The organism is Streptomyces sp. NPDC059788 (assembly GCF_042732265.1).
GTDB lineage: Bacteria > Actinomycetota > Actinomycetes > Streptomycetales > Streptomycetaceae > Streptomyces.
Genome location: NZ_JBHWHY010000040.1, coordinates 51,001 through 77,779 on the forward strand (window position 1 = coordinate 51,001; position 26,779 = coordinate 77,779).

The 26,779-nt window shown below is 73.3% G+C and carries 26 protein-coding genes; 18 read left to right on the plus strand and 8 right to left on the minus strand.

Going from position 1 to position 26,779, the window contains the following annotated elements:
• Positions 1 to 77: 77 nt before the first annotated feature.
• Entirely contained in the window at positions 78 to 1,109 is a 1,032-nt protein-coding gene (locus ACFV57_RS30465) for an ABC transporter permease (RefSeq protein WP_385238794.1), read from the minus strand.
• A gap of 447 nt (positions 1,110 to 1,556) precedes the next feature.
• On the opposite strand from ACFV57_RS30465, the gene ACFV57_RS30470 reads away from it, so the two are divergent.
• Positions 1,557 to 2,543: a hypothetical protein gene (locus ACFV57_RS30470; protein WP_385238796.1), complete on the plus strand. Its 987-nt coding sequence runs from the start codon at positions 1,557 to 1,559 to the stop codon at positions 2,541 to 2,543.
• Positions 2,544 to 2,567: 24 nt separating this feature from the next.
• Here ACFV57_RS30470 and ACFV57_RS30475 read toward each other — a convergent pair whose 3' ends face one another.
• Positions 2,568 to 4,730, minus strand: a complete 2,163-nt coding sequence (locus ACFV57_RS30475) for a prolyl oligopeptidase family serine peptidase (RefSeq protein WP_385238798.1) — start codon at positions 4,728 to 4,730, stop codon at positions 2,568 to 2,570.
• 233 nt (positions 4,731 to 4,963) lie between these two features.
• Between ACFV57_RS30475 and ACFV57_RS30480 the strand changes: the two genes are divergently transcribed.
• The 11 genes from ACFV57_RS30480 to ACFV57_RS30530 all read left to right on the plus strand — a co-directional run bounded on the left by ACFV57_RS30480 (position 4,964) and on the right by ACFV57_RS30530 (position 15,930).
• Positions 4,964 to 5,158: a hypothetical protein gene (locus ACFV57_RS30480; RefSeq protein WP_030020272.1), complete on the plus strand. Its 195-nt coding sequence runs from the start codon at positions 4,964 to 4,966 to the stop codon at positions 5,156 to 5,158.
• Positions 5,159 to 5,293: 135 nt separating this feature from the next.
• Complete coding sequence (gene mshB / locus ACFV57_RS30485; RefSeq protein ID WP_385238800.1) at positions 5,294 to 6,232, plus strand: N-acetyl-1-D-myo-inositol-2-amino-2-deoxy-alpha-D-glucopyranoside deacetylase; 939 nt, start codon at positions 5,294 to 5,296, stop codon at positions 6,230 to 6,232.
• Complete coding sequence (locus tag ACFV57_RS30490) at positions 6,229 to 6,753, plus strand: DUF6113 family protein (RefSeq protein WP_385238802.1); 525 nt, start codon at positions 6,229 to 6,231, stop codon at positions 6,751 to 6,753. The genes mshB and ACFV57_RS30490 overlap by 4 nt, the downstream gene beginning before the upstream one ends.
• 275 nt (positions 6,754 to 7,028) lie before the next feature.
• A complete protein-coding gene (locus ACFV57_RS30495; protein ID WP_385238804.1) occupies positions 7,029 to 9,125 on the plus strand; it encodes a hypothetical protein in 2,097 nt (698 codons plus the stop codon).
• Between the two features lie 197 nt (positions 9,126 to 9,322).
• The gene (locus tag ACFV57_RS30500; RefSeq protein ID WP_385238806.1) at positions 9,323 to 10,558 is read left to right on the plus strand and encodes a serine hydrolase domain-containing protein; all 1,236 of its coding nucleotides are present in this window, start codon (positions 9,323 to 9,325) and stop codon (positions 10,556 to 10,558) included.
• A gap of 116 nt (positions 10,559 to 10,674) precedes the next feature.
• Positions 10,675 to 11,634: an ABC transporter ATP-binding protein gene (locus tag ACFV57_RS30505; RefSeq protein ID WP_385238808.1), complete on the plus strand. Its 960-nt coding sequence runs from the start codon at positions 10,675 to 10,677 to the stop codon at positions 11,632 to 11,634.
• Entirely contained in the window at positions 11,631 to 12,368 is a 738-nt protein-coding gene (locus ACFV57_RS30510) for an ABC transporter permease (protein WP_385238810.1), read from the plus strand. Before ACFV57_RS30505 ends, ACFV57_RS30510 begins: the two co-directional genes overlap by 4 nt.
• Positions 12,365 to 13,603 (plus strand): sensor histidine kinase, encoded by a 1,239-nt coding sequence (locus ACFV57_RS30515; RefSeq protein ID WP_385238812.1) that lies wholly within the window; start codon positions 12,365 to 12,367, stop codon positions 13,601 to 13,603. Before ACFV57_RS30510 ends, ACFV57_RS30515 begins: the two co-directional genes overlap by 4 nt.
• Positions 13,604 to 13,729: 126 nt before the next feature.
• A complete protein-coding gene (locus ACFV57_RS30520; protein ID WP_385238814.1) occupies positions 13,730 to 13,921 on the plus strand; it encodes a hypothetical protein in 192 nt (63 codons plus the stop codon).
• 75 nt (positions 13,922 to 13,996) lie between these two features.
• Positions 13,997 to 14,635 (plus strand): response regulator transcription factor, encoded by a 639-nt coding sequence (locus ACFV57_RS30525; protein WP_385238816.1) that lies wholly within the window; start codon positions 13,997 to 13,999, stop codon positions 14,633 to 14,635.
• Between the two features lie 128 nt (positions 14,636 to 14,763).
• Positions 14,764 to 15,930, plus strand: a complete 1,167-nt coding sequence (locus ACFV57_RS30530; RefSeq protein WP_385238818.1) for a PP2C family protein-serine/threonine phosphatase — start codon at positions 14,764 to 14,766, stop codon at positions 15,928 to 15,930.
• On the opposite strand, the gene ACFV57_RS30535 is transcribed toward ACFV57_RS30530, so the two are convergent.
• Positions 15,897 to 16,757: a tetratricopeptide repeat protein gene (locus ACFV57_RS30535; protein WP_385238820.1), complete on the minus strand. Its 861-nt coding sequence runs from the start codon at positions 16,755 to 16,757 to the stop codon at positions 15,897 to 15,899. The two genes, ACFV57_RS30530 and ACFV57_RS30535, sit on opposite strands and share 34 nt — an antisense overlap.
• Before the next feature lie 17 nt (positions 16,758 to 16,774).
• Complete coding sequence (locus ACFV57_RS30540; protein WP_385238822.1) at positions 16,775 to 17,785, minus strand: GNAT family N-acetyltransferase; 1,011 nt, start codon at positions 17,783 to 17,785, stop codon at positions 16,775 to 16,777.
• 139 nt (positions 17,786 to 17,924) lie between these two features.
• On the opposite strand from ACFV57_RS30540, the gene fdxA reads away from it, so the two are divergent.
• Together fdxA and dapC are read left to right on the plus strand one after the other, a co-directional pair.
• Positions 17,925 to 18,245 (plus strand): ferredoxin, encoded by a 321-nt coding sequence (gene fdxA / locus ACFV57_RS30545; RefSeq protein WP_385238824.1) that lies wholly within the window; start codon positions 17,925 to 17,927, stop codon positions 18,243 to 18,245.
• Between the two features lie 131 nt (positions 18,246 to 18,376).
• Positions 18,377 to 19,474 carry a succinyldiaminopimelate transaminase gene (gene dapC, locus ACFV57_RS30550; protein WP_385238826.1) on the plus strand — a complete coding sequence of 366 codons (1,098 nt, stop codon included), beginning with the start codon at positions 18,377 to 18,379 and terminating at the stop codon, positions 19,472 to 19,474.
• A 76-nt stretch (positions 19,475 to 19,550) separates the two neighbouring features.
• On the opposite strand, the gene ACFV57_RS30555 is transcribed toward dapC, so the two are convergent.
• Together ACFV57_RS30555 and ACFV57_RS30560 are read right to left on the minus strand one after the other, a co-directional pair.
• On the minus strand, positions 19,551 to 20,120 hold the full coding sequence (locus tag ACFV57_RS30555; protein WP_385238828.1) for an ATP-binding protein: 570 nt from the start codon (positions 20,118 to 20,120) through the stop codon (positions 19,551 to 19,553).
• A gap of 544 nt (positions 20,121 to 20,664) precedes the next feature.
• Positions 20,665 to 21,693 carry a heavy metal transporter gene (locus ACFV57_RS30560; RefSeq protein WP_385238830.1) on the minus strand — a complete coding sequence of 343 codons (1,029 nt, stop codon included), beginning with the start codon at positions 21,691 to 21,693 and terminating at the stop codon, positions 20,665 to 20,667.
• A 41-nt stretch (positions 21,694 to 21,734) separates the two neighbouring features.
• Here ACFV57_RS30560 and dapE point away from each other — a divergent pair, with 41 nt between their 5' ends.
• A complete protein-coding gene (gene dapE, locus ACFV57_RS30565; protein WP_385238832.1) occupies positions 21,735 to 22,826 on the plus strand; it encodes a succinyl-diaminopimelate desuccinylase in 1,092 nt (363 codons plus the stop codon).
• A 113-nt stretch (positions 22,827 to 22,939) separates the two neighbouring features.
• Entirely contained in the window at positions 22,940 to 23,692 is a 753-nt protein-coding gene (locus ACFV57_RS30570) for a TIGR00730 family Rossman fold protein (RefSeq protein ID WP_385238834.1), read from the plus strand.
• A gap of 27 nt (positions 23,693 to 23,719) precedes the next feature.
• Here ACFV57_RS30570 and folP read toward each other — a convergent pair whose 3' ends face one another.
• Entirely contained in the window at positions 23,720 to 24,580 is an 861-nt protein-coding gene (folP, locus tag ACFV57_RS30575; RefSeq protein WP_385238836.1) for a dihydropteroate synthase, read from the minus strand.
• 90 nt (positions 24,581 to 24,670) lie between these two features.
• On the opposite strand from folP, the gene ACFV57_RS30580 reads away from it, so the two are divergent.
• A complete protein-coding gene (locus ACFV57_RS30580; protein WP_385238838.1) occupies positions 24,671 to 25,150 on the plus strand; it encodes a DivIVA domain-containing protein in 480 nt (159 codons plus the stop codon).
• Positions 25,147 to 25,755, plus strand: a complete 609-nt coding sequence (locus ACFV57_RS30585; RefSeq protein ID WP_385238840.1) for a DNA-3-methyladenine glycosylase I — start codon at positions 25,147 to 25,149, stop codon at positions 25,753 to 25,755. The genes ACFV57_RS30580 and ACFV57_RS30585 overlap by 4 nt, the downstream gene beginning before the upstream one ends.
• Positions 25,756 to 25,883: 128 nt before the next feature.
• Here the strand turns inward: ACFV57_RS30585 and ACFV57_RS30590 are convergent, their stop codons facing one another.
• Positions 25,884 to 26,684 carry an enoyl-CoA hydratase/isomerase family protein gene (locus tag ACFV57_RS30590; RefSeq protein ID WP_385238842.1) on the minus strand — a complete coding sequence of 267 codons (801 nt, stop codon included), beginning with the start codon at positions 26,682 to 26,684 and terminating at the stop codon, positions 25,884 to 25,886.
• Between the last annotated feature and the right edge of the window lie 95 nt (positions 26,685 to 26,779).

Consider the following 26,779-nt stretch of genomic DNA (forward strand, 5'->3'; position numbering starts at 1 on the left):
ACCTGCCTGTCGTAGTTCCGTGGCCGCTGCCTGACGTGTGCGGTGCTGGGGTGGCAGCACCCCCCGTGGAACACGGTTCACCGGGCGCGTTTCGGGTCGAAGGCGTCCCGGACGGAATCCCCGAGGAGGTTGAACGCGACGATGAAGACCACCATCGCGATGCCGGGGAAGAACAAGTACGTGATGTCGTTGCGGTAGTACTCGGCGGCGTTGGCGAACATCCGCCCCCAGTCGGGGGTGGGCTCGACCAGGCCGACGCCGAGGAAGGACAGGCCCGCGATCGAGGTGACGAAGTTGGGGAGCATGTACGTCGTCTGCACCAGGATCGGCGTCATGACGTTCGGCAGCAGCTCGCGCCGGATGATGCGCGCCGGGGAGGCGCCGCTGACCTTGGCGGCGTCGACGAACTCCCGCTCGCGCAGGGACAGGACGGTGCCGCGCAGCAGCCGGGCCAGGCTCATCCAGCCCAGGAACCACAGCACCAGGATCAGGATGAGACAGCGCATCCAGGTCGCCATCGCGTCCTCGGGAGCCACGAAGATCGCGCCGACCACGGGGACGAACGCGACGAAGAAGAGCTGGTTGGGAAAGGCCATCAGCAGGTCGATGATCCGGCCGATGAAGTAGTCGACCCGGCCGCCGAAGTATCCGGCGGCCACTCCCATGACGATTGCCGTGAGTACCGATACGAGAGTGATGGCGACCGAGAGGTAAAGGGTGGTCCGGATGCCGTAGACGAGTTGCATGAACACGTCACGGCCGAGGGTGGGTTCGATTCCGAACCAGAATTCCGAGGAGATGCCTCCGTTCGGCTCCGCGGGATATCCGTTCACCAGCAGGCCCGGAATGATCTGCCCGTACCGGGTGTACGGATCTTTGCCGTACAGCTTGGAGATCAGGGGCGCGAGCAGACCGATCAAGAAGAACGCGAGAACGACGCATCCGCTGATCACCCCGGTCCGGTCGCGCTTGAACCTGATCCACATCAATTGGCCGGGGGAACGGCCGACCAGTTCCCCGCCCTTACGGTCCTTGACTTTCCGCGACCCCTCGGGTCCGAGTCCGGAGGGATCGGTCTGCGTTACCGCGGTCTGGGACGGACTGGTCATCGCGAAGTTCCCCCGCACCGAGTTCACTTGCAACTGGAAGCGGAGCTGATTCGCACCGCTGGTTGAGCGGACTTTGGCAAGTGATTTATGGCCCAGTCAAGAGGACGGTGAACGCTCGACCGGGCGGTGTCCGCTTCTTGAGCGAAGATTGCGCAGATTGACGCCACGGCGTGCTTGACAGGGGTGCGCGGTGCGCGGCATGGGCGACATTTCGCTCCCAACATCCGTAACGCGGCGGCAACTTGACTGTCGTCACGCCGATATACGGACGCGCCATCCTCGACAGCGTACGGCCGTGCGGGTGCCGTGACCCGGCCGGGGCGGACTTGTGACCGCCCCGGCCGGAGGTCCTACCGGACCGCCAACTTCCGTCTGCGCCACTACTGTTGTCCCCGTGCGGCGAGTGGAGTAGACCTGTCCGTGCGGGGGCAGGGGGTGGGCCACGTCATGGGGCGGAGAAGGGCTCGCGCGCCCGGCGCCGGAGGGCTCGGCGCACTGCTGTGCCTGCTGCTCGCGCTGCCGGGCGCCGGATGGATCGCCCGCGACCTCGCGATGGCCGAACGCCCGCCGGACGTGTGGTGGCTGTGGGCGGGCGAGACGGTACGACCGGAAGGCTCGGCGGTCTGGGTGACCACCCTGCTGGACCCGGTGCTGGGGCTCTGCTGCCTCTTCGCGGCGGTGGCGGTGCTGCGCCGCTCGCCGTCCGCCGCGGGTGCGCCGGCGGCGGTGGCCGGTGCGACGCTGCTGTTACGGGCGCCCCTGCTGCGGAGCCTCGGCGCGGACGGGGCGCTCGGGGCGGAGCCGGACGTCAGGTTGTGGGCGCTGATCACCACCGGTGCCGTGCTCGTGGTGAGCGTGCTCCTGCTGGCGGCCGAGTCGGCCGGACGCGGCGGCGTGGCCCGCCCGGCCGTCCGCCTGCGCCGCGCGCCCGCGGTGGTGTCCGCCCTGGCGCTGGGCGGCGCGGGGCTGGCGCTGGCGGCCTGGCAGTCCGACCGTGCACGGGGAATGGGGTGGGGTGCCTATTGGAGTGGTGTCACCGGTGGCGGCGAGGCGTACCGCTCGCTGCTGCAACCTCCGGCCGACTGGTACCTGCTGTCCCTCGTGCTGCTGGCACTCGTGTCGGCCGTCAGGGCAGCCCAACGCTCCCATTCCGCGAGACCGTTGGGGCTGGTGACCGCCACTCTGCTGCTGGCGCACGGAGCGGCGGCACTGGCGGCCGGACAGCACGCGGGGCTGCTCGGCCGCTTCCCCGACCTGGCCGTACGCAGTCAACTCGACCTCGCCACGGCGGCGTTCACCGCCATGGCCGGTCTCGCGGCGCTGCCGGCGCTGGTCCGCCCGGGGAGCGGCGCGACGACCGGCCCGGTGGGCGTGCGGCTGCCACCGGGCTACGCGCCCCCGCCCCCGCCCTCGAAGCTCCCGCCGAACTGGTGACGCCGCCCGCCCGGCCCGCCGGCCTCAGTCCACCCCCAGCGCCCGCTTGAGGAAGTCGACTTGCAGCAGCAGGAGGTTCTCGGCGACCTGCTCCTGCGGCGTCATGTGCGTGACGCCCGACAGCGGCAGCACCTCGTGCGGACGGCCCGCCGCCAGCAGGGCCGAGGAGAGCCGCAGGGAGTGCGCCACCACCACGTTGTCGTCCGCCAGGCCGTGCACGATCATCATCGGCCGGTGCGGCTCCGCGGCGCCCACCAGGCCCTCGTCGCAGACCAGCGAGTTGGCGGCGTAGACGGCCGGGTCCTCGTCCGGGTGCCCCAGATACCGTTCCGTGTAGTGGGTGTCGTACAGCCGCTGGTCGGTGACCGGGGCGCCGACGACCGCGGCGTGGAAGACGTCCGGGCGGCGCAGCGCCGCCAGCCCGGCCAGATAGCCGCCGAACGACCAGCCCCGGATCGCCACCCGGCCCAGATCCAGCGGGAAGCGGCCGGCGAGCCCGTGCAGCGCGTCGACCTGGTCCTGGAGGACCACCGCGGCCAGGTCCCGGTACACGGCCTTCTCCCAGTCGGGGGAGCGGCCCGGGGTGCCCCGCCCGTCGGCGGCGATCACCGCGAAGCCCTGGTCGGCGAACCACTGCGCCGTCAGATGGGCGTTGTGCGCGGCCAGCACCCGCTGCGCGTGCGGACCGCCGTACGGGTCCATGAGGACCGGCAGCGGCCCGTCGCCCTCCTGGTAGCCGGTCGGCAGCACCACCGCGCAGGGAATTTGCCGCTCACCGGAGAGCACGAGCCGCGGGCTGGTGGCGAGCACCGGCACCTCGGCGTACGAGCCGACCGCGGCCAGCCAGGTCTCGCCGCCGTCCGCCTCCAGGCGCACCACCTCCGTCTGCGCGCCCGGCCGCTCCAGGCAGGCGTGCGAGAGCACCGTGACGGCCCCGCCGCGCACCGCGGAGGAGACCGACGGATACGGGCGCCGCCCGACCCGCTCCCAGCCGCCCTGGTCGCCGCTGCCTCGGTACCAGGCGCGGTAGACGCCGATGTCGTGCAGATCCTCGGCGCTCGCGGAGAACAGCACGTCGTCCTCGCCGATGTCCAGGACGGCGCGTACGTGCAGCGGGGCCGCGGTCAGCGCCCGGTCGCCGACGAACAGCCGGCGCGCGCCGCCCTCGTCCACGACGCGCACCAGTCGCCCGTCCGGCGTCCAGGCGGGCGCCCCGGCGGCCAGTTCGACCCAGCGCGGGTCCTCGTCGGCGTGCACGGTGCTGGTCGCGCCGGTCTTCGTGTCGACGGTCAGATACCGCTGGGCGCGCTGGTCGCGGCTCTGGACGAGCAGGAGCGGCGGGCCCGCCGCCGACCAGTGCACCCGCGTCAGATACGGGTAGCGCTCGTGGTCCCACGTCACGTCCGTGCGTGAGCCGTCCAGGCCGAGCAGGGCCAGGCCTACGGAGGCGTTGGGGGTGCCGGCCGCCGGGTAGGCGACCTTCGCGGGCTCGCGGTCCGGGTGCGCGGGATCGGCGATCCACCAGCGGCGCACGGGGGAGTCGTCGACGCGCGCGGCCAGGACGCGGTCGCTGTCCGGCGACCACCAGAAGCCGCGGTAGCGGCCCATCTCCTCGGCCGCGACGAACTCCGCGAGGCCCCAGGTGACGTCCGGGCCGTCCGGCTCGGCGAGGGAGCGGTCGCCCGCCTCGCCGTCCTCCCGGCCCGCGCCGTCCGCCGGTACGACCCGCAGCCGGCCCCGCGACACGTACGCGACGTGCCGCCCGTCGGGCGACGGCCGGGGGTCCACCACCGGCCCCGGCACGGACAGTTCACGGGCCGTGCCGGCGCGCAGCTCGGCGGTGAACAGGCGGCCCGAGAGGGTGAAGGCGGCGAGCTCCAGCGCCGCGTCCACGGCGTAACCCACCACACCGGACGACCCCTCGCGCGTACGTTCGCGGCGCGCCCGCTCCTCGGGGGACAGCTCCTCGTCCGCGCCGGCGAGCAGCGCCACCGGGTCGGCGACGGTGTACTCCCGCCCCTCGTCAAGATCCAGCACCCACAGCAGATTCGCTCGATCGGTGCCCGTACGGGAGCGGAGGAAGGCGACGCGCGAGCCGTCCGGCGCGACCGCGAAGCCGCGCGGCGCGCCCAGCGAGAAGCGCTGGGTGCGGGCGTGTTGCCGGGGGAAGGAGAGCTGTCCGGTCATGCGGACGAGCCTACGGGGCCGCGCGCCGGGCGGGGCCGCACTCGCGATGATCGCGTGCGCCCCCGTTCTGCTCCCGTGCACCGACATATGCGCGAGCGTGGAAAGTTATGATCCCCTCCGCGGAGTGGGTATGGGAGTGGAGCGTGACATCCCCGTGCCCGCGAGGCCGTCAGCCGGCGGCCCCGCGCCGTCCCAACGCTATTCGGACCGTGCGTACTTGGAGGTGAGCCGCCGTGGCACTAACGATTTCGGCGGTGGTGCTGCTGGCGATCATCGTCTTCCTGCTCGTCAAGAAGTCCGGGCTGAAAACGGGGCATGCGCTGGTGTGCATGCTGCTCGGCTTCTATCTGGCCAGTTCGTCGATCGGTCCGACCATCAAGCAGCTGACGACCAACGTCGCGGGAATGCTCGGCGGCATCAAGTTCTAGACACCCTCGCGCACGGCGCCGGCCGCCGGCCAGGGCCCGTGCGCGGACGGTGGGCGAAGCCCCTGGCCGGGGGACGGGCCGGGCGGGCCGGATCGGGATGCAGGGTCCTGGCCGCCCGGCTCGTACGCTGTCTCCATGACCGACCTCCCCGCCCGCCGGCTGCTGCTCGTCCACGCGCACCCGGACGACGAGTCCATCAACAATGGCGCCACGATGGCCAGGTACGCGGACGAGGGAGCCCTGGTCACGCTCGTGACCTGCACCCGGGGCGAGGAGGGCGAGGTCATCCCGCCGGACCTGGCCCATCTGGCGCCGGACCGCGACGACGCCCTGGGCCCGTACCGCGTCGGTGAGCTGGCCGCCGCCATGCGGGAGCTCGGCGTCGGCGACCACCGTTTCCTGGGCGGCGCGGGCCGCTACCGGGACTCCGGGATGATGGGTGCCCCGCAGAACGAGCGGCCGGGCGCCTTCTGGCGGGCCGACCCGGACGAGGCCGCCGGACACCTGGTCGCCGTCGTCCGCGAGGTGCGGCCGCAGGTGCTGGTCACCTACGACGACAACGGCGGATACGGCCACCCCGACCACATCCAGGCGCACCGCGTCGCCATGCGCGCCGCCGACCTCGCCGCCGACCCGGACTTCCGCCCGGAGCTGGGCGCCCCGCACCGGATCGCGAAGATCTACTGGAACCGCAACCCCCGCTCGGTGGTCGAGGAGGGCTTCGCGCTGCTGCGCGCGGCGGGCCTGTCCTTCCCCGGCGTCGCCGAGGTGGACGACGTGCCCGGGGTCGTGGACGACACCACGGTGACCGCCTCGGTCGCCGGCGGCGAGCGGTACGGGGCCGCGAAGGCGGCGGCGATGCGGGCGCACGGCACGCAGATCGCCGTCGAGGGCCCCTTCTTCGCGCTCTCCAACGACCTCGGCCAGCCCCTGTTCGCGACGGAGCACTACCAGCTCGTACGGGGCAGGTCCGGCGCCGCGGCCGGAGAGCGGGAGGACGACCTCTTCGCGGGCGTGGCGGACGACGGCAGTGACGAGGAGTGCAACGAGGACCAGAAGGAGAAGGCGGTATGAGCGGAGCGAAGAAGCGGACCAGGGCCACGACGGGCGGCAAGGGGCCGAAGGCGGGCGCGACCGCGGCCGCCACGGGCAGCCGGGGCGCGGCGGCGGCCGGGGCCGGAGCCGGGACGCCGGGCACGGCGCCCGCCACCGGCCTCGCCGCACCGCTGAGCCCCGGCCGGGTGGCCGCGTACGTCCTGCTGTTCCTGCTCGGCGCGGTCGTGGCGACCGCGGGCGGGCTCGTCCAGGCGGCGTGGTTCCCCGGCGGACTGCTGCTGGCGCTGGCCGCGGCCGGCGGCCTCTTCTACGGCGGCGCGCTGGCGCTCGGCCGGACCGGCGGCGTGCTCGCGCCGGGCGCGGGCTGGCTGGTGACCGTGATCCTGCTCAGCGACTCCCGGCCCGAGGGCGACTTCCTCTTCGGCGCCGGACTGGGCACGTACGTCTTCCTCGTGGGCGGCATCGTGCTGGCTGTGATCTGTGCCACCGGTTCGCAGATGCGGGCCAACGGTGCGCAAGCGGCCCGACTTGGCAAGTAAGTACCGGCCGCAGTGATCATTTTCAGTACCGCACGGCGGCCCGGGACGGGGGCGTTGCCCGGCGCCTCGGGTGTCCGCCCACGGCGGACAGTATGGTGGTGCGCGCCGCCGAGCCGCCCAAGGACCTTACTGACGAGCGGCGGAGCCAACCGGGAGAACCTGCTTTGAGTCGTGAATCTGACAGTTCGTCCTCCGGTGCCCAGGGGCGCGGCGGTGCCGCGTACCCGTCCGGGACACCGCCGTACGGAACGCCTCGGACCGAGGCGGACGACGCAGTGGCGGCCGACGCCGCGGCGAAGCCGGAGGAACCGAAGACCGAGACCACGCTGACGACGCGGATCAAGATCAATATTCCGGGGTCCCGCCCCATTCCGCCGGTCGTCGTGCGCAAGCCCGTCGGTGAGGAGTCCGGGATGAGCGCATCCACCGGGTCCGGCCCGTCCGGCCCGTCAGGCCAGTCCGGTTCGCCCGGCCCGTCCGGCCAGGGGCGGTCCGGTCCGGGCAAGACCGGCGCGGGGGCCGCCGGTTCCGCTGCGCGTACGGGCAGCACCCGCAAGCCCGACGCGGCGGGCTCCGACGGTGCCAGGAGCGCGCCGGCCGAGAAGACCAGTGACTGGTTCTCGCCCCGCAAGCCGACGGCGGCCTCCGCCGGCTCCCCGGCCGCGCAGTCCGCCACGCCGACGCCCTCGGCGGACACCCCGGCCCCGGGCACGCCCGCGCCGGGCGCCCCGGTTCCGGGCACGTCGCAGGACCTGCCCGGCGGCGGGCAGTCGCGCCCGGACCTGCCGTACTTCTCCGACGGGCCCGCGCAGGGCGGCTCGCCGTTCGACGCGGCCCCGTCGCCGTTCGACGCGCCCGCCGGTCCGTTCGACGCACCCGCGGGGCAGGGGCAGGGCGGGATGAGCCCGTTCGACGCACCCGGCGGCCCCGGTGCCGGCCGCGGCGCCGACGGCACCGGTCCGAGCGGCCCCACGGCCGGCCCGGCCACCGGCGACGCGTCCTTCGACCTGCCCACCGGCTTCCACACCCCGGGCGTCCCGGGCGCGGACGGCGGTCCCGCCATGACCGACGACACGGCGGTGCTCACCCCGCAGCCGCCCGCCCCGCCCGCCGGACCCGGCAGCGGCATCGGCGTCACCGGCGGCATCGCGGGCGGTGTGCCCGGCGGCGGCAACGGCGGTGTGCCCGGCGGCAAGGGCGGCAGCGGCTTCCCGGGCGGCGCGCCCGCCGGCTCCGGCCGCTCCGGCGGCAGCGGCGGCGACCAGCTCTCCAGCGACACCCTGGTCAGCGGCATTCCGACGGTCCCCGCCGACGCCGCGCCGAAGCCCGCGGCGCCCTTCCCGCCCGGCCCCGGCGCGGGCCAGGACACCCCGGCCCCGCCGCGCGCCAAGATCCCCGAGCCGATCAACCAGAAGAAGAAGGGCCGCAACAAGATCGTCCTGCTGGGCGTCGCGGTCGTCGTGCTCGCGGGCGTCGCGTACGGCGCGGGGCTGCTGCTCGACCACGCGGACGTGCCCAACGGCACCACCGCGCTGGGCGTGGACATCGGCGGCGACACCAAGGAAGAGGCCGTCAAGAAGCTCGACGCGGCCGTACAGAAGTCCCGTACCGAGCCGCTGAAGCTGACCGTGGACGGCAAGGAGCAGACGCTCGTGCCCGCCAAGGCCGGGCTGAACATCGACACCCAGGCCACGGTCCGCAACGCCTCCGGCCGGGACTACAACCCGGTCTCCGTCATCAGCTCGCTGTTCGGCGGCACGCGGACCGCCAAGCCCGCGATGATCACCGACGACGAGAAGCTGGACATCGCGCTCAAGGCGGTGGCCGGACCGGCGGGCGCCGCCAAGGACGGCAGCATCACCTTCGACAACGGCAAGGCCGTCCCGCACTACGGCACGCCCTACAAGGCGGTCGACGTGAAGGCGTCCAAGAGCAAGATCGAGAAGGCGTACCTGGACCGGGCCGCCTCCGGGCAGAACACCCCGGTGGTGCTGGCCGCCGTCGCGCAGCAGCCGAAGGCGGACAAGGCCGAGGTCGACCGGGCGATGAAGGAGATGGCCGAGCCCGCCGTCTCCGGCTGGGTCTACCTGTCGGCGGGCGGTGTCCAGGTGCCGTTCAGCCAGCGGTCCATCGGCGAGCTGCTGACCTTCACCGCCGCTCCCGACGGCAAGCTCCAGCCGGTCATAGACCTGGCCAAGCTGGAGGAGAAGTACGGCCACGCCTTCGACAACGTCACGATCGACGGCGGCGCCGGCAAGGTCAAGATGACCCCGCAGCACGCCGCCGCCGCGCTGCAGCAGGCGCTCAGGAAGCCCGCGCCGCCCGCGCCGCAGAAGCGCGTCGCCAAGGTCGAGGGCGCGGCCACGGGCTGATCCGCCCCGCTCCGTATCCGGCACGTCGAGCCGGTCCCGTACCGTCGTACGGGACCGGCTCGACGTCGTACGGGGCCGTACCCGGCACGGAACGCCCCTGGAAGGCGACGCCTCGGACAACGACCCCCCGAAGGTAGGGAGACGGTCCTTACTTTCGTCGATACCGGGCGGCTCCCGGCGGCCATAGTGTCCCGGTCATGTCATCCGGAACCGACCGCCTGAGCGGTACCACCGAGCCCGCCGCCCCCTCCCGCGTCACCACGGTCCGCAGGTCCGCCTCCCGCGCCACCGCCCTCGCCCTCGCGCTGACGGCCGTCCTGGCCACCGGCCCCGCCGCCGGCGCCGCGTCCCCGGCCCCCCGTCCGGACGGCCACCAGGCGACGCGGGACGCGCTGCGGACCGTGGTCGAGGACGCCGGCCTCCCCGGCGTCGCCGCCGAGACCAGGGACGGCCGCGGCCGCTGGTTCGGCGCCGCCGGCCAGGCGGACACCACCACGCACCGGGAGCGGAGCAGTGCCGACCACTTCCGCGCCGCCAGCGTCACGAAAACCTTCCTCGCCACGGTCCTCCTCCAGCTGGCGGAGGAGGGCAGGCTCGACCTGGACGACACCGTCGACACCTGGCTGCCGGGGGTCGTGCACGGCAACGGCAACGACGGCGGGGCCATCCGCCTGCGCCAGCTGCTGAACCACACCAGCGGCCTCAACAACTACTCCGACGACGCCGAGTTCGCCCGCCGCTCCTCCGGCCCCGGATTCCCCGCCCACCGCTACGACACCTACCGCCCCGCCGAGCTGGTGGCCCTCGCCATGAAGCGGCCCCCGCACCACGCGCCGGGCACCGTCGCCCGGTACAGCAACACCAACTACGTACTCGTCGGAATGATCATCGAGAAGGTGACCGGCCACAGCTACGCCCACGAGGTCCAACGGCGCATCCTGACCCCGCTGAAGCTGCGCGGGACGTCCTTCCCCGGCCTGGACCCCCGGATGCCGCGGCCGCACCCGACCGCGTACTCCCGGCTGCACCGGACGGAGCCCGACGCGCCGGTCGTCGACGCCACCGAACAGAACATGTCCTGGCTCGGCGCGGCGGGCGAGATCATCTCCACCACCGGCGACCTCAACACCTTCTTCCGGGCCCTGTCCCGGGGACAGCTGCTGAACCCGGCGGCCACCCGCGAGATGTTCACCACCGTCCCCGCGGAGGCCGGAGGCTACCGCTACGGGCTCGGCATCGAGTCCGTCACCCTGTCCTGCGGGGTGACCGTGGTCGGCAAGACGGGCCGCGCCAACGGCTCCGTCACCGGGGTCGTCGGCACCAGGGACGGCGGCCATCAGCTGACGTTCAACATCAACGGTGACTGGCTGGGCGACGGCTCCTCGTACGAGGGGGTCGTCGAAGCCGAGTTCTGCGGCCCGCGCAAGCGATAGGAGGAAGCGCCGGAGCCGGGGGAGCCCTTAGGGGCTCCCCCCATGACATCTGTCATCCCGTAGTTGCGACACCCGACACTGCCGCAGGTCAGGGCCCCGCTGTGAAGCTGGGAAACATGACGAGCACAGCCACCACCACAGACCGGGCCGCCGGGCGCCGGGCGGGACCCGGGCCCGTGGTCAGCTTCCGGAAGGTCAGCAAGAGCTACGGCACCGTACGGGCGGTGGCCGACCTGGACCTGGAGCTGTACCCGGGCGAGACCGTCGCTCTCCTCGGCCCCAACGGCGCCGGCAAGTCCTCCGCCCTCGACCTGCTCCTGGGCCTGCGCAACGCCGACGCCGGCTCCGTGTCGCTCTTCGGCACGAGCCCGCAGCAGGCCATCGAGCAGGGCCGGGTCGGCGCCATGCTGCAAAGCGGCGGCCTGATGACCGGCGTGAAGGTCCGCGAGCTGGTCCGGCTCGCCAGTGACCTGCACCCCGGCGGCTACCCGGTCGAGCAGATCATGGCGGCCGCCGGGATCACCGAGATCGCCGACCGGATGGTCGACAAGCTCTCCGGCGGCCAGGAGCAGCGGGTGCGCTTCGCGCTCGCCACGGCCGGCGCCAACGACCTGATCGTGCTGGACGAGCCGACCACCGGCATGGACGTCACCTCGCGGCAGACCTTCTGGGGCACCATGCGGGCCCAGGCCCGGCAGGGCCGTACGGTGCTGTTCGCCACCCACTACCTCGAAGAGGCGGACGAGATCGCGGACCGCGTGATCGTGCTGCACCGCGGCCGGGTGCTGGCCGACGGCACCGCCGCCGAGATCAAGGCGCGGGCCGGCGCCCGCCGTATCGCCTTCGACCTGGAGGGGCCGATCGACCACGAGGCCCTGCGCGGCCTGCCGTTCCTGACCTCGCTGGAGGTCTCCGGACGCACCGTGCGCATCCAGTCGGCGGACGCCGACGCGACCACCCACGCCGTCTACGGGCTGGGCCTGTACCCGTACAACCTGGAAGTGGCCGGACTCGGCCTGGAGCAGGCGTTCATCGCCATCACCGACGCGGCGACCGCCGAGGAGGCGGCACGATGACCACTCTGATCAAGCTGGAGATCGTCCGCGCCCTGCGGAACAAGAAGTTCATGTTCTTCTCGGTGATCTACCCGCCGGTGCTCTACCTGATCATCGCGGGCGGCGCCGACGACAAGCCGGTACTGGGCATGTCCCAGAGCATGCCCCTGTACTTCATGGTCGCCATGGCCGCGTTCGGCGCGATGACCGCCGTACTGATCGGCAACAGCGAGGCGATCGCCAAGGAGCGCGAGAAGGGCTGGGTACGGCAGCTGCGGCTGACCGCGCTGCCCGGCCGCGGCTACGTCGCCGCGAAGATGGGCTCCGCCGCGACGGTCAGCCTGCCGTCCATCCTCCTGGTCATGCTCGTCGCCGCGACGGTCAAGGGCGTACGGCTGGAGGCCTGGCAGTGGATCGCCATCCTCGTCGCGACCTGGCTCGGCAGCTTCGTCTTCGCCGCGCTCGGTGTCGCCATCGGCTACCTGGCCAGCGGTGACGCGGTGCGCCCCATCGCGATGATGATCTACTTCGTGCTGGCGTTCCTCGGCGGGCTGTGGATGCCGCTGACGCTCCTGCCACAGTGGGTGCAGAACATCGCCGAGTGGCTGCCGACCCACGCGTACGCCGCGCTCGGCGTGGCCATCGAAGGCGGCCACGCCCCGGACACCAAGGACCTGGCCATCCTCGTCGGCTACCTGATCGTCTTCGCCGGCGGCGCGGGCTGGCTCTACCGGAAGGACACGCGTACGGCATGAAGGAAGCGGAGACCGAGCCCAGCCCGGTGATGATCGGAACGCCGCCCCGCAACCGGCGGCAGGCGCTGGTCAAGAGCGTCTGGATCATCATCTGGTTCCTGTACCTGACGGGCCCGATCGGGGACCTGGTCGACGGGGACATGTCCCCGTCGCACGAGGTGCTGGGCTGCGCCGGTCTCCTGCTGTTCGTCGGCGTCTACTTCGCCCTGCTCTTCCGGCACATGGTGCACCGGTCCTGGACGGACTGGGCGGTACGGGCCGCCGTGACCTTCATCGCGGCGATCGCCATCCTGCTGTCCAGCGTCCTGGGGCCGAACTGGCTGGTGCTCTTCACGTTCGTGTGCGTCGCGGTGGCCGTCTCCCGGCCCTTCGCCACCGCGCGGTGGGCCATCCCCGCGCTGACCGCCACCCTCGTACTGGTCGGCCTGCGCTACGGCGAAGTACGCATCTACCTCTTCGCCTACGCCCTGCCCTGCCTGCTCAGCGGGTTCGCGATGGTCGGCGTGCAGCATCTGATCCGTACGACGAAGGAGCTGCGCGAGGCGCGCGAGGAGGTCGCGCGGCTCGCCGCCAACGAGGAGCGGCTGCGGCTCGCCCGTGACCTGCACGACCTCCTGGGCCACTCGCTCTCCCTGATCACGCTCAAGAGCGAACTGGCCGGGCGGATGCTGCCCGCCGAACCGGACGGCGCCGCCAAGCAGGTCGCCGACATCGAACGGGTCAGCCGCCAGGCGCTGGTGGACGTCCGCGAGGCCGTCACCGGCTACCGGCGCCCCCGTCTGGTCGTCGAACTGGCCGGGGTACGCGCCGCGCTGCGTACCGCGGCGATCACGGCGGACCTCGACCCGGCCCTGGAACAGGAGCACCGGGGACTCGCGGAGGACGGGGAGGGCGCGCTGGCCTGGGCGCTGCGGGAGGCCGTCACCAACGTCGTACGGCACAGCGCCGCCCGCCGCTGCGAGGTGCTGCTCACCGAGGAGTGGGAGGCGGACGAACGGCGCTTGCTGTGCCTGTCCGTCATCGACGACGGCACCGGGCCACCGCGCGGCGGCGGCCACGACGGGAACGGCCTGAGCGGCCTGCGCGAACGGCTCGCCCTGGCCGACGGCCGTCTGGAGACGGGCGCCGCGCCGCGCGGCCGGGGCTTCGCCCTGCGCGCGTACGTCCCCCTCGGCAGCCTGCCGGTGTCCGGCAGCGCCGCCCGGCCCGCCGAGCACAGCCCGTCCGGGGCGTGAGCCCGGGCGCGCGGCCGCACGCCCCGGCGGCTCCGGCGTACGGGAACACGCGCCCCGGCTCCTCCTATGGAGTGGACCGGCACGGGAACCGGCACCCCGGCACCCCGGGCGGTGCAGGCTGGCGCCATGCCACCCATCGACCCGCGGGCCGTCGTCGGTCCCCTCGCCCCGCCCGGCTGCCCCGCCTGCCGCGACCGGCGCCGCCTGTGGAGGGACACCAGCGACTCGGCCCGCGGGCAGGAGACCTGGCACTGGTGGTGCTCCGGCTGCCGGCAGACCTTCGAACCGACCCCGCAGCACAAGCGCTTCTACATCTGACCCGCGGCCGCACCCGGCTGCCCCGGCCCCGCGCCCGCCGACCTGCGGCTTCCCCCGCCTGGCTAGGGTGGCCGCATGACTGACCCGGACGGCGAGCAGCCCGTGAAGAAAGTGCGTCTCCTCCTCGCCGAGGACCAGTCCATGGTCCGCGAGGCACTGGCCGCGCTCCTGGGGCTGGAGCCGGACATGGAGGTCGTGACCCAGGCGGCGCGCGGCGACGAGGTCGTCGGCGCGGTGCGGGAGCACCCCGTGGACGTGGCGCTGCTCGACATCGAGATGCCGGGCAGCAGCGGGCTGGACGCTGCCGCCGAGCTGCGCGCCGAGTTCCCGGCGCTGAAGGTCGTCATCCTCACCACCTTCGGGCGGCCCGGCTACCTGCGCCGCGCGATGGAGTCCGGCGCCGACGCGTTCCTGGTCAAGGACGCCCCCGCCGCGCAACTGGCGGACGCCGTACGCCGGGTGCTGCGCGGCGAGCAGGTCATCGACCCGGCGCTAGCCGCCGCCGCGCTGTCCGGCGGGGCGAACCCCCTCACCGACCGGGAGTGCGAGGTGCTGCGCGCGGCGGCGGACGGCTCCACCAACGCCGAGATCGCCACCGCCCTGCACCTCTCCCACGGCACGGTCCGCAACTACCTGTCCACCGCCATCCAGAAGACGGGCGCCCGCAACCGCGCCGAAGCCGTCCGCACGGCCGGCGACAAGGGCTGGCTGTAGTCCGTACGCCCGGGGCCGGACCGCTGTGCGGAGCCTCCCGGACCGCTGTAAGGAGTCTCACCCGCGCCCCGCCCCCACCAGGACCTTCGACCCTGGGCGCACCCGTACGGGGACCGCAGGCTGGATGGGTGAAGACTTTCCAGCGATCCCCGGCGCGTGACCGCGGTGTGGCGGTGCTGCTGGTCGTCGTGACCCTGGCCATCACGCTGGTGGACGCGATGACCGGCCCACAGCTGCACTTCGCCCTGTTCATGGGCATCGCGCCGCTCATCGCCGCACTGCGCTGCGCCTACCGGTGGACCGCCGCGGTGGCCGCCGTGTACGTCCTGTGCCAGGTGTTCATCCAGGTCCGGCTCGTCCCGGACTGGTCCGTCGCCAGCAAGGTCGTCGGGGTGTTCGGCGCGCTGCTGGTCGGCGTCTTCGCCCTGGTGCTGTGCCGCACCCGGCTGGACCGGGAGGCGCTGTACGCCCGTACGAGCATGGTCGCGGACGCCGTGCAGCGCGAGATGCTGCGCGAGCTGCCGCTGACCGCGGGCCCCCTGGAGGCGTACGGGTTCTATGTCTCCGCCCAGGAGGGCGCCCGGGTCGGCGGAGACATCTACGAAGCCGTGGAGACGCCGCACGGGCTGCGGCTGGTGATCGGCGACGTCCAGGGCAAGGGAATGCCCGCCATCGGCGCCGGGCACGAGGTGCTGGCCTCCTTCCGGGAGGCGGCGTACTACAAGGACAGCCTCGAAGCCGTCGCCGAGCGGATGGAACAGGCACTGTCCCGCTACAACGTCCGCTCCGCCGAGCGCGGCGGGCAGGAACGGTTCGTCACCGCGCTGCTGCTGGAGGTGCGCGGCGCGGACGGCGCCAACGTCCTGTCCTGCGGCCACATCCCGTACTACCTCGTACGCAACGGCCGGATCAGTGAACGCAACGACGGCGAGGGCGGCCTGCCGCTCGGCCTCGGATGGCTGACCGGCGAAGGACGGCAGAGCGCGGCCGTCGAACCGGTGGCGGACGACTGGATCGTCCTGTGCACCGACGGCGTCACCGAAGCGCGCGGCGCGGACGGCGAGTTCTATCCGCTGGCCGACCGCCTGGCCCGCTGGACACATCTGGAGCCGGCCGAGCTGGCCCACACGCTCCGCGCCGACCTGGAACGGTTCACCGGCGGTGACCTGAAGGACGACGCGACCGTACTGATCGTGCGCCGCAGCCCGCACACCGCCCGGCAGGGAGCGGCGGACACCACCGGGTCACAGGTCCCGCAGGATCAGTTGAGCATGGCGCGGGCCGCCGCCGCCTGACGGCGCACCGCCGCCGCGGCCGCCGGATCGACCGCCTCCACCACCTTCGCGTAATCCTCCAGTTCGGCCGCGCCGCCCAGGAAATCGCCGCGCTGGACGAGCAGTTGCGCGCGGTCGTGGCGCAGCCGCGCCGGGTGGCTGGGCAGCAGCAGCGACAGCTCGACCGCCCACAGCTGCACGTCGCTGCGCTCCGGCCGGGCCGCCGCCCACGCCCTGATGTTGTTCAGGATGCGCAGCACGATCTCCAACGGGTCGGCCGGCGCGAGCATCTGCTCCGTCGGCGGCGCCCCGGTGGCGCCCGCGACCAGCACGCCCGCGTCCTCGTCGGTCAGCAGCCGCCCGCCGTCGAACGGGTCGGCGAGGACGTGCGCGCCGTACGGGTCGCCGAAGCCGACCACGAAGTGGCCCGGCAGCGCCACCCCGTACACCGGCGCGCCCGCCCGCCGCGCGACCTCGATCCACACCACCGACAGCAGGATCGGCAGGCCCCGCCGGCGCCGCAGCACCTCGTGCAGCAGCGACGACTCCAGGCGGCGGTAGTCGGCGGGCGTGCCGCGGAAGCCGAGGCGTGTACCGAGCAGTTCGGCGACGTTGCGGGCCCAGGGGCGCGGCCCGCCCGTGGGGGCGTACGGCAGCCGTCCGGCCAGCTCGTCCAGTTCGATCTGCGCCGCGTCCGCGCCCGCCTCGCCCAGCGCGGGGTCCGCCTCCGCCGCGATGAGCAGGCACAGCCGGGCGAGGTCCGGCCGCTCCTCGCGCGCGGCCTCGGCGAACTGCCGGCGCCGCTCGGCGGACGCGTCGCCCCCGTCCGGGTCGGGGTCCGGATGCATACGAGGTTCGTACCCGTTCAGCTCGGGCCTCCCTGGGAGGCGCGCCAGTGGTGGTAGTGGTGGTGGGTGCCGAAGCCCAGCCCGTCGTAGAGCGCGCGGGCACCGTCGTTGTCCGTCTCGACCTGGAGATACGCGGCCGAGGCACCCTCGTCCAGCGCCTTGCGGGCGAGCGCCGCCATCACGGCGGTGGCCAGCCCGCGCCGCCGGTGCTCCGGGCCCACCTCGACGGCCGCGAACCCGGCCCAGCGCCCGTCCACCACACACCGCCCGATCGCGGCGGCCCCGCCCGCCTCGTCCGGCACGCTCGCGAACCACACGGACGGGCCGCCGTGCAGGACCTTGAGCACCTCGGGTCCGGGCTCGGCGGACCGCTGGTAGCGGCGCAGCCACTCCGCGCCGGTCTCCCGCGCGAGCACCACCCGGGAGACGTCCGCGTCCAGGTCGCCGACGGGGGCCAGCGCGGAGGTCCGCGTCTCGGCCGTCACCTCACGCGTCCAGCCGCGGCGGTCGAGTTCGGCGGCCAGCTGCTCCCGGGTGCCCGGGGCACCCGTACTGACCTGGATGTACGCGGGCAGGTCGCGTTCCCCGTACCAGGCGCGGACCCGTTCCAGCGCGGCGTCCAGGGGCAGCCCCGGGTCCCCCAGGGGCGCCACCGAATTGGCCCGCCGGGTGAACCCGGCGCTCGCCCGCAGCTGCCACTCGCCCAGCCACTCGCTCTCCACCGGCGGCCAGCCGCGGGCGGCCACCCGGTCCAGCTCGGTCGCGCTCGTCGCGGGGGAGCGGCGGCGGGCGGGCGCCGGGGGCACCACCTTCCCGGCGACCACCGCGGCCTCGGAAATCCGAATGATCTCCCCACTTCTGCGTGTGATGCTCAGCACACCATTGTCCCAGGATGTGAGAACGCCGACCGTGTCGGTGAACCTCGCAGACCCCTGCCCGGCGCCCGCCAGACGCCGGACAGATACCCTTTTGCCCACGTCAGCACGGGTGATACGGACCTCCAGCCGTCCGCCGGTAGTGAATTCCACTGGTCTTCCCGCCCCTCTTGTTCGTCTCCTGCCCGGGAACGGAGATACTAGGTGCGGGCATCGACGACGCCGCGCTCCCGCGCGCCCCGCGGCGGAACTGCCAATCGGTCCGCCAGCCCTACCGAGGAGGAACGACAGCGTGACCTACGTCATCGCGCAGCCTTGTGTCGACGTCAAGGACAAGGCATGCATCGAGGAGTGCCCCGTCGACTGCATCTACGAGGGCTCCCGGTCCTTGTACATCCACCCGGACGAATGCGTCGACTGCGGCGCGTGCGAGCCGGTCTGCCCGGTCGAGGCGATCTTCTACGAGGACGACACCCCGGAGGAGTGGAAGGACTACTACAAGGCGAACGTCGAGTTCTTCGACGAGCTCGGTTCGCCCGGTGGTGCCAGCAAGCTGGGCCTGATCGAGCGCGACCACCCCTTCATCGCAGCGCTGCCGCCGCAGAACGACTGAGCGGCCGCATGGCGCCGCCCCGGTCCCGTACGGCCGGCCGCCCCGTCTCCTGAGACCGGGTGCCGACGCCGCACGGGGCCGAGGCGTTTCCAGCCCTGTGCGGCCCGAGGAACGTGAGGAAAGAGAGCAACGTGGGCACCGTCTCATCCCGTCTTCCGGTCTTCCCCTGGGACCGGCTGGAGCCGTACAAGACCACGGCGGCCGCGTATGCCGACGGCATCGTGGACCTGTCCGTCGGCACTCCGGTCGACCCCGTGCCCGCGCTGGTCCGAAAAGCCCTCACGGACGCCGCCGACAGCCCCGGCTACCCGACGGTGTGGGGCACCGCCGCCCTGCGCGACGCGATCACCGGCTGGGCCGGGGAGCGCCTGGGCGCCACCGGCCTGGCGCACACGAACGTGCTGCCGGTCGTCGGCTCCAAGGAACTGGTCGCCTGGCTGCCGACCCAGCTCGGCCTGGGTGCCGGCGACCGCGTCGCCTACCCGCGCCTGGCCTACCCCACCTACGAGGTCGGCGCGCGCCTGGCCGGCGCCGAGCCGGTCGTCTACGACGACCCCTGGGGCCTGGACCCGGCAGGCCTGAAGCTGCTCTGGCTGAACTCGCCGTCCAACCCGACCGGCCGCGTGCTGAGCGCCGACGAGCTGCGCCGCACGGTCGCCTGGGCGCGCGAGCACGGCGTGCTGCTCTTCAGCGACGAGTGCTACATCGAGCTGGGCTGGGAGGCCGACCCGGTCTCCGTCCTGCACCCGGACGTCTGCGGCGGCTCGTACGACGGCATCGTGGCCGTCCACTCGCTGTCCAAGCGCTCCAACCTGGCCGGCTACCGCGCCGCCTTCCTCGTGGGCGACGCCGCCGTCCTCGGCGAGCTGCTGCAGATCCGCAAGCACGGCGGCATGATGATCCCCGCGCCGGTGCAGGCCGCGACGGTCGCGGCGCTCGGCGACACCGAGCACGTCGGCGAGCAGCGCGAGCGCTACGCCCGCCGCCGTACGGCGCTGCGCGAGGCCCTGGAGGCGGCCGGTTTCCGCGTCGAGCACAGCGAGGCGTCGCTGTACCTGTGGGCGACGCGCGACGAGTCGTGCTGGGACACCGTCGCCGACCTCGCCAAGCGCGGCGTCCTGGTCGCGCCGGGCGACTTCTACGGGAGCGCGGGGGAGCGGTTCGTACGGGTCGCCTTCACCGCCACCGACGAGCGGGTGGACGAGGCGGTACGGCGGCTGGCGCAGTAGCGGCCGCACACGCAGGAGCCCGGAGGAAACGCCTGGGATACGGCGTCTTCTCCGGGCTTCGTCGTGCGGCGCTCCGTCAGCCGATCGGCAGCCCGTTCGTCGGCAGCAGGTCCGAGGCCAGACCGCTGCCGCCGATCGCCTGGGCCAGGCCGTCGGTGGACAGCGAGTCGGTCAGGCCGTCGGTGGACAGCCCGTCGCCCGGCAGCGAGTCGGTCAGGCCGTCGGTCGGCAGGCCGTCCTCGGTGGCGGTGTGGAGGGTGTCGGTGAGGATGTCCCCCGCGCTGCTGGCGGTGTCGCCGGCGGCGTTGCCCGCGGCCTGCTTCGCGGCCGGAGCGGTCTCCTTGAGCGTCTTGCCCGCGGTCTTGCCGGCCGTCCTGCTCAGGGCCGGGACGGCCTTGCGGACGACCTTGCCGCCGGCCTCGGCGGCGTTCGCGCCGGTCTCACCGGCGAGGTCGCCGGCACCCTGCACCGCGCCGTCGGCGGTGTCGGCGAGGCTCGCGGTGTCCACTGCGGTCAGTCCGCCCAGGCCGGAGGACTTCGGCAGATCAACGGCGCTCGCGGAGCCTGCCGCACCGACCACGGGGGCTGCGCCGGCTGCGACCAGCAGCGCGGCTCGGGCGATCCGACGCGAGAGGGGGAGGGACATGGTGCTCCTTTTACGGAGAGGGACTGGTTCTTCTGACAGACGTGCCGTGTCCGCCGGGCGGGGCGCGGAGGCTGCCGGGCGCACGACGTGACTACCGCGTCAGGCCCGGGAAGGTTGCGGCGCCGCCGGTAAAGAATCAGTGGGGGGTCACATAATCTGCTCCGGAGGAAACCGGGCAAACTGCGCCGTGCGCAGTACGGTGCAAAAACGTCACGCCTCAGTCTCCGGGCGGCTTCCGTGCCATTCGGGTGACCCCGCCGACGGTGATGTGATGCCGCCGCCCCGGGTTGACGACGTTAACTCGGCCGAGGGACCCGCCGGACGGCTGCGCGGTGACCGCGAGGCTGACGGCGTGACGGCCGTACGGGTTACGGAGTGACGGCCGTACGGGTTACGGCGCGGTGCCCCGCGGAGCCCCCGGAGGCGGCCCGGCGACCGCGTTCCCGGACCCGGCGAGACGGCCCGCACCACCCCGCCGCGAAGCCCTCGGCGGGGCCCGCAGTAGGGCCCTCGGCGAAGCCCGCCGCGGGGCCCGCTCCGGGGCTCACTTCGCGGTGACGATCCGTACGTCCGCGCCGGACGCCCGCGCCGCCGCGCCGGTCGCCTTCTGCCAGCCCTTCCCGGAATCGGCGGCCGACCACATCTTCCCGGCGTAGGAAATCTGCTCGATGCCCAGTTCACCGGAGTGGGCCATCGCCCAGGTGGCCAGCTCCCAGCCGCGCCGCTGCGCCTCGGAGCCGTCACCGGCCGCGCCGCCGGCCTGACCGGTGCCAGGGGACCGGCCCGCCACCGCGTCCTCGTCCCCGGCGTGCACCGGCCGCGCGGGAACCGTCAGCACCCGGCCGCCGTCCCCGCCGTCCTCCTTGCCGCCGTTCCCGCCGCCGGGCGCGGCCCCGTTCGTGTGCGGCAGCACGTCGGGCCCGAACTCGCGCACCAGCTTCTTGCGCACCCCGGCCGTATCGCCCTGGTGCTTCTGGTCGGCGGGCCGGTTCGGCGAACACGTCATCGCGGCACCGTCGCGCCCGGTGAGGGCGCCGGTCAGCAGCGCGGCGTTCGGCTCGTGCTTGGCGTACGCCTGCGGATAGCCGCTGCGCTGCACCTTCTGCGCCGCGACCGTCAGCGGCAGCCGCGAGTAGCCCGGCACCTTGGCCAGGTGGGTGTAGAACTCCCCGGCGGAGTAGACCGGGTCCATGATCTGTTTCACGGTGCCCCAGTCCTGCGACGGCCGCTGCTGGAAGAGACCGACCGAATCCCGGTCGCCGAAGCCGATGTTGCGCAGCCCGGACTCCTGCATGGCGGTCGCCAGCGCGATCGTCACGGCCCGCTCCGGCAGCCCGCGCGAGGAGCCGACGGCCGAGATGGTCGCGGCGTTCGCGGCCTGCTCCGGCGAGATCTCGTACGGCTCGCCGCCGTCCGCCGTCCGCACCGCACAGCGTGGCGCACCCGGCCCGCCGGTCACGTACTGCACGACGAGGTAGGCGGCCAGCCCGAGGAGCACGGCGAGGGCCGCGCCGATACGCAGGAGGCGCTTGCTGCGGGAGCCGCGGGCGGGAGCGGTGGGCTGGGGGGACACGCGGCCAACGGTACTGGAGGGGCGCCGGTAGGGTCGGGCCCATGGAGACCGCTACGCAGACCCCCGCACTGGACCTCTCCCTCGACGCGGCCGGGCTGACCGCCCAGCTCGTCGACATCCCCTCCGTCAGCCGGGACGAGAAGGCCATCGCGGACGCCGTCGAGAACGCGCTGCGCGCTCTCCCGCACCTGACGGTGGAGCGGGACGGCAACTGCATCGTCGCGCGCACGGACCAGGGACACGCCGAGCGGGTCGTGCTGGCCGGCCACCTGGACACCGTGCCGATCGCGGACAACGTGCCCTCGCGTCTCGACGAGAACGGCGTCCTGTGGGGCTGCGGCACCACCGACATGAAGTCCGGCGTCGCGGTCCAGCTGCGCATCGCCGCCACCGTCCCCGCTCCCAACCGCGATCTGACCTTCATCTTCTACGACATGGAGGAGATCGCCGCCGAGTTCAACGGCCTCGGCCGGCTGGCCGAGCAGCACCCGGACTGGCTGGCGGGCGACTTCGCCATCCTGCTGGAGTCGTCGAACACCGAGGTCGAGGGCGGCTGCCAGGGCACCCTGCGGGTGCTGCTGCACACCGAGGGCGAGCGGTCCCACTCGGCCCGCAGCTGGATGGGCAGCAACGCCATCCACGCGGCGGCGCCGATCCTCGCGAGCCTGGCCTCCTACGAGCCCCGGCGGCCCGTCATCGACGGCCTCGAATACCGCGAGGGCCTGAACGCCGTACGGATCGAGGGCGGCGTGGCGGGCAACGTCATCCCCGACGCCTGCACGGTCACCGTCAACTTCCGCTACGCGCCCGACCGCAGCCCGGAAGAGGCCCTCGCCCACGTCCGCGAGGTCTTCGCGGACTGCGGCGTTGCGGAGATGACCGTCGACGACCACTCGCCGGGCGCGCTGCCGGGCCTGTCGCACCCCGCGGCCGCCGCCTTCATGAAGGCGGTCGGCGGCGTCGCGAAGCCCAAGTTCGGCTGGACCGACGTCTCGCGCTTCAGCGCGCTGGGCGTGCCCGCCGTCAACTACGGCCCCGGCGACCCCCTGCTGGCGCACAAGAAGGACGAACGGGTCGCCACCGAGCGCATCCTGCACTGCGAGGAGCGCCTGCGGTCCTGGCTCACCGCGTAGGCCGCACCCGGCGCCCGCGCCCCGGTGGTGTCCCGGCAGCCGGAATCGCCCTGCCCGCCACCTGCGCCGATCTACCCTTGCCGGACACCGACCGGCAGCGGAGGGAGCACGATATGGCCAGCCCCGAGGAAGAGCGGGCGTGGGAGGAACAGCGCCTGGGACCCGTGGTGCGCCGACGCGAGCAGGTGCAGAAGGGCACCACGGACCAGCGGCTGCTGGACACCGCCGAGGGCGACACGGACTGGGTGCACACCGACCCCTGGCGGGTCATGCGCATCCAGTCGGAGTTCGTGGAGGGCTTCGGCGCGCTGGCCGAACTGCCGAGCGCCATCAGCGTCTTCGGCTCGGCCCGTACGCCCGCCGGCTCGCCCGAGTACGAGACGGGCGTCGCGCTCGGCCGGGCGCTGGTGGAGGCCGGCTTCGCGGTGATCACCGGCGGCGGGCCCGGCGCGATGGAGGCCGCGAACCGGGGCGCCCGGGAGGCCAAGGGCGTCTCCGTCGGCCTGGGCATCGAGCTGCCCTTCGAACAGGGCATGAACCCGCACGTCGACATCGGCGTCAACTTCCGGTACTTCTTTGTCCGGAAAACGATGTTTGTGAAATATGCCCAAGGGTTCGTCGTGCTGCCCGGCGGCATGGGCACCCTCGACGAGCTGTTCGAGGCGCTGACCCTCGTACAGACGCGGAAGGTGACCCGCTTCCCGATCGTGCTCTTCGGTACGCAGTACTGGGGCGGCCTGGTCGACTGGCTGCGCGACACGGTCGTCGCGCAGGGCAAGGCGTCCGAGCACGACCTGCTGCTCTTCCACGTCACCGACGACGTGGACGAGGCGGTCGCGCTGGTCTCCAAGGAGACCGGGAAGTAGCTCCCGGCAGAAGCCGGGAGACCGGACCTACGCGAGTCCCCGGCGGGCCACCGCCGGGGGCCGGTGGCCCGCGATCGAGGCCACCATCTCCAGCACCTGCCGGGTCTCGGCGACCTCGTGGACCCGGTAGACCTGCGCGCCCAGCCACGCCGAGACCGCGGTCGTCGCCAGCGTCCCGAGCAGCCGCTCCTTGACCGGCCGGTCCAGCGTCTCGCCGACGAAGTCCTTGTTGGACAGCGAGACCAGCACCGGCCAGCCGGTGTCCGCCATCTCGCCGAGGCGGCGCGTCGCCTCCAGGCTGTGCCGGGTGTTCTTCCCGAAGTCGTGCCCCGGGTCGATCATGATCGCGTCCCGCCGTACGCCCAGCTCCGCCGCGCGCTCGGCCAGGCCCAGCGTCACCCGCAGGATGTCCGCCATCACATCCTCGTACGCCACCCGGTGCGGGCGGGTACGCGGCTCGACGCCGCCCGCGTGGGTGCAGACCAGGCCGGCGCCGTAGCGGGCCGCGACCTCGGCCAGCTTCGGGTCCACCCCGCCCCACGCGTCGTTGAGCACGTCGGCCCCGGCCTCGCAGACCGCCTCGCCCACGTCGTGCCGCCAGGTGTCCACGCTGATGACCACGTCCGGGTACCGTTTGCGCACCTCGGCGACGAAGCCGACCGTGCGCCGGGCCTCCTCCTCGGCGCTGACCTCCTCGCCCGGACCCGCCTTGACACCGCCGATGTCGATGATCGCGGCGCCCTCGGCCACCGCTTGCTCCACCCGGGCGAGCGCGGGCTCGTCGGTGAAGGTGGCCCCTTGGTCGTAGAAGGAGTCCGGGGTCCTGTTCACGATGGCCATGATCACCGGCTCGTGCGCAGTGAACTCTCGATTCCCCAGCCGCAGCATTGCTTCTCCCTCTTCCTGGTCCGCCAGCGACCCTAACGGTCACACCCGCATGGCACGATCAGTGCCAACGCATAGCTCGGGGAGATGGTCGTGTTCTGGTTCCTGCTGATCGCGATGGTCGTGGTGGTCGCCGCGGTCACGCTCGCCGTGGTCGGCGGCGGCGACGAGGGTGGGCTCGGCGAGGCCGCGCCCGACCGGCTGTACGAACCGCTGCCCGCCGACCGGCCCGCCTCCCGCGCCGACGTCGAGGCGGTGCGCCTGCCGGTGAGTGTGCGCGGCTACCGCATGAACGACGTCGACGACGTCCTGGACCGGCTCGGCGCCGAGCTCGCCGAACGGGACGCGCGGATCGCCGAGCTGGAGGCGGCCCTCGCGGGCGCGCACGCCGCGGCGATGGGCCCGCCCGGCCTGATCAAGCGGGTCCCGGAGGACGGGGCCGGTGCCGGTTCCGAGGACGGTTCCGGTTCCGGCGACGGGCCCGGCGAGCGGCCCGCGCAGCGGCCGGCCGGACCGGCCGGCGAGGAGCCCCCGGCAGCCGGGGGCGAGGAAGAGGGGAAGACCGCTTCATGACGGGAGTGTCCACGGCTCCGGACGGGGTGCCGCGCTGCCCCTGGGGCATGGAGTCGGAGAAAATGGCCGACTATCGCACCTATCACGACACCGAGTGGGGCCTGCCGGTCCACGGCGACGACGCCCTGTTCGAGCGGATGTGCCTGGAGGCGTTCCAGTCCGGGCTGTCCTGGATCACGATCCTGCGCCGCCGCGAGGGCTTCCGGGCCGCGTTCGCCGGCTTCCGGATCGAGGCGGTCGCCCGGTTCACCGACGCGGACGCCGAGCGGCTGCTCACCGACGCCCGGATCATCCGCAACCGCGCGAAGATCAGCGCGACGATCAACAACGCCCGGGTCGCGGCCGAGCTGGCCCCGGGCGAGCTGGACCGGCTGATCTGGTCGTACGCGCCCGAGCGCGCCGCCCGGCGGGCGCCGCGCACCCTGGCCGACGTGGCGCCCGTCACCCCGGAGTCCACGGCGCTGGCCAAGGATCTCAAGAAGCGCGGCTTCCGCTTCGTCGGCCCCACGACGGCGTACGCGGCGATGCAGGCGTGCGGCCTGGTCAACGACCACCTGGCGGACTGCCATGTGCGGGACGCGGTGGAGGCGGCGGCCGAGGACTGAGGGGCGTCCGGGCGGGCCGCCGGTTTTCCGCGGCCCGGCCGGACGCGCCGGTTTCGGCGGCCGTGTCGTTTCCCGTGACCCGGCCGGGCGTGCCGTTTCCCGCGGCCGGGCCCGGCGCCCTGTCCTGCCTAGCGCCCCAGGAACTTCGGCTTCTCCTTCTTCACGAACGCCTCGACCGCGATCCGGTGGTCCTCCGAGGCGCCCGCCAGCGTCTGGAGCTCCTCCTCCTTGGCGAGCGTCTCGATGAGCGAGTGCCCGGCCCCGTACGCGAGGGATTCCTTGATCGCGGCGTATGCGGCGGTCGGTCCCTCGGCCAGCGCGCGCGCCACCGCGGCGGCCTCGGACGCCAGTTCCGCCGCCGGTACGACCTTGTTGGCGATGCCCAGGTCGTACGCCTCCTGGGCGGTGATGCTGCGCGGGAAGAGCAGCAGGTCGGCGGCGCGGCCGTGGCCGATGAGGCGGGGCAGCGTCCAGGAGATGCCGGAGTCGGCGGTGAGCGCGACGCCGGCGAAGGAGGTGTTGAAGGAGGCGGTGTCGGCGACGACCCGGTGGTCCGCGGCCAGCGCGAAGCCGGCGCCCGCGCCCGCCGCGACCCCGTTGACCCCCGCGACCACCGGCTTGGGCATGCCGGCGAGCGCCGTGACGATGGGGTTGTAGTGCTCGCGCACCGTGCTCATGGTCCGCCCGGAGCCGGTCTCCCGGTCCTCGGCGAGCAGCCCGATGTGCTCCTTGAGGTCCTGCCCCACGCAGAAGGCGCGTCCGGTGGCGGTGAGCAGGACGGCCCGTACGGCCGGATCGGCGGCGGCGTCGCGCAGGGTGTCCCGCAGGGCGGCCTTGGTCTCCGTGTTCATCGCGTTCATCGCGTCGGGGCGGTTGAGCGTGATCGTCCCGACGCCGTCGGTCACGTCGTAGAGCACGGTGTCGGCCATGGTGAGGGGTCCCTCCGTCGCGGCTCGGGCTGTCCGGCTGTGGCAGCCGTCGCTCAGGATGCCGGAGATCATTGGCGCCCGTCATGTGACGTACG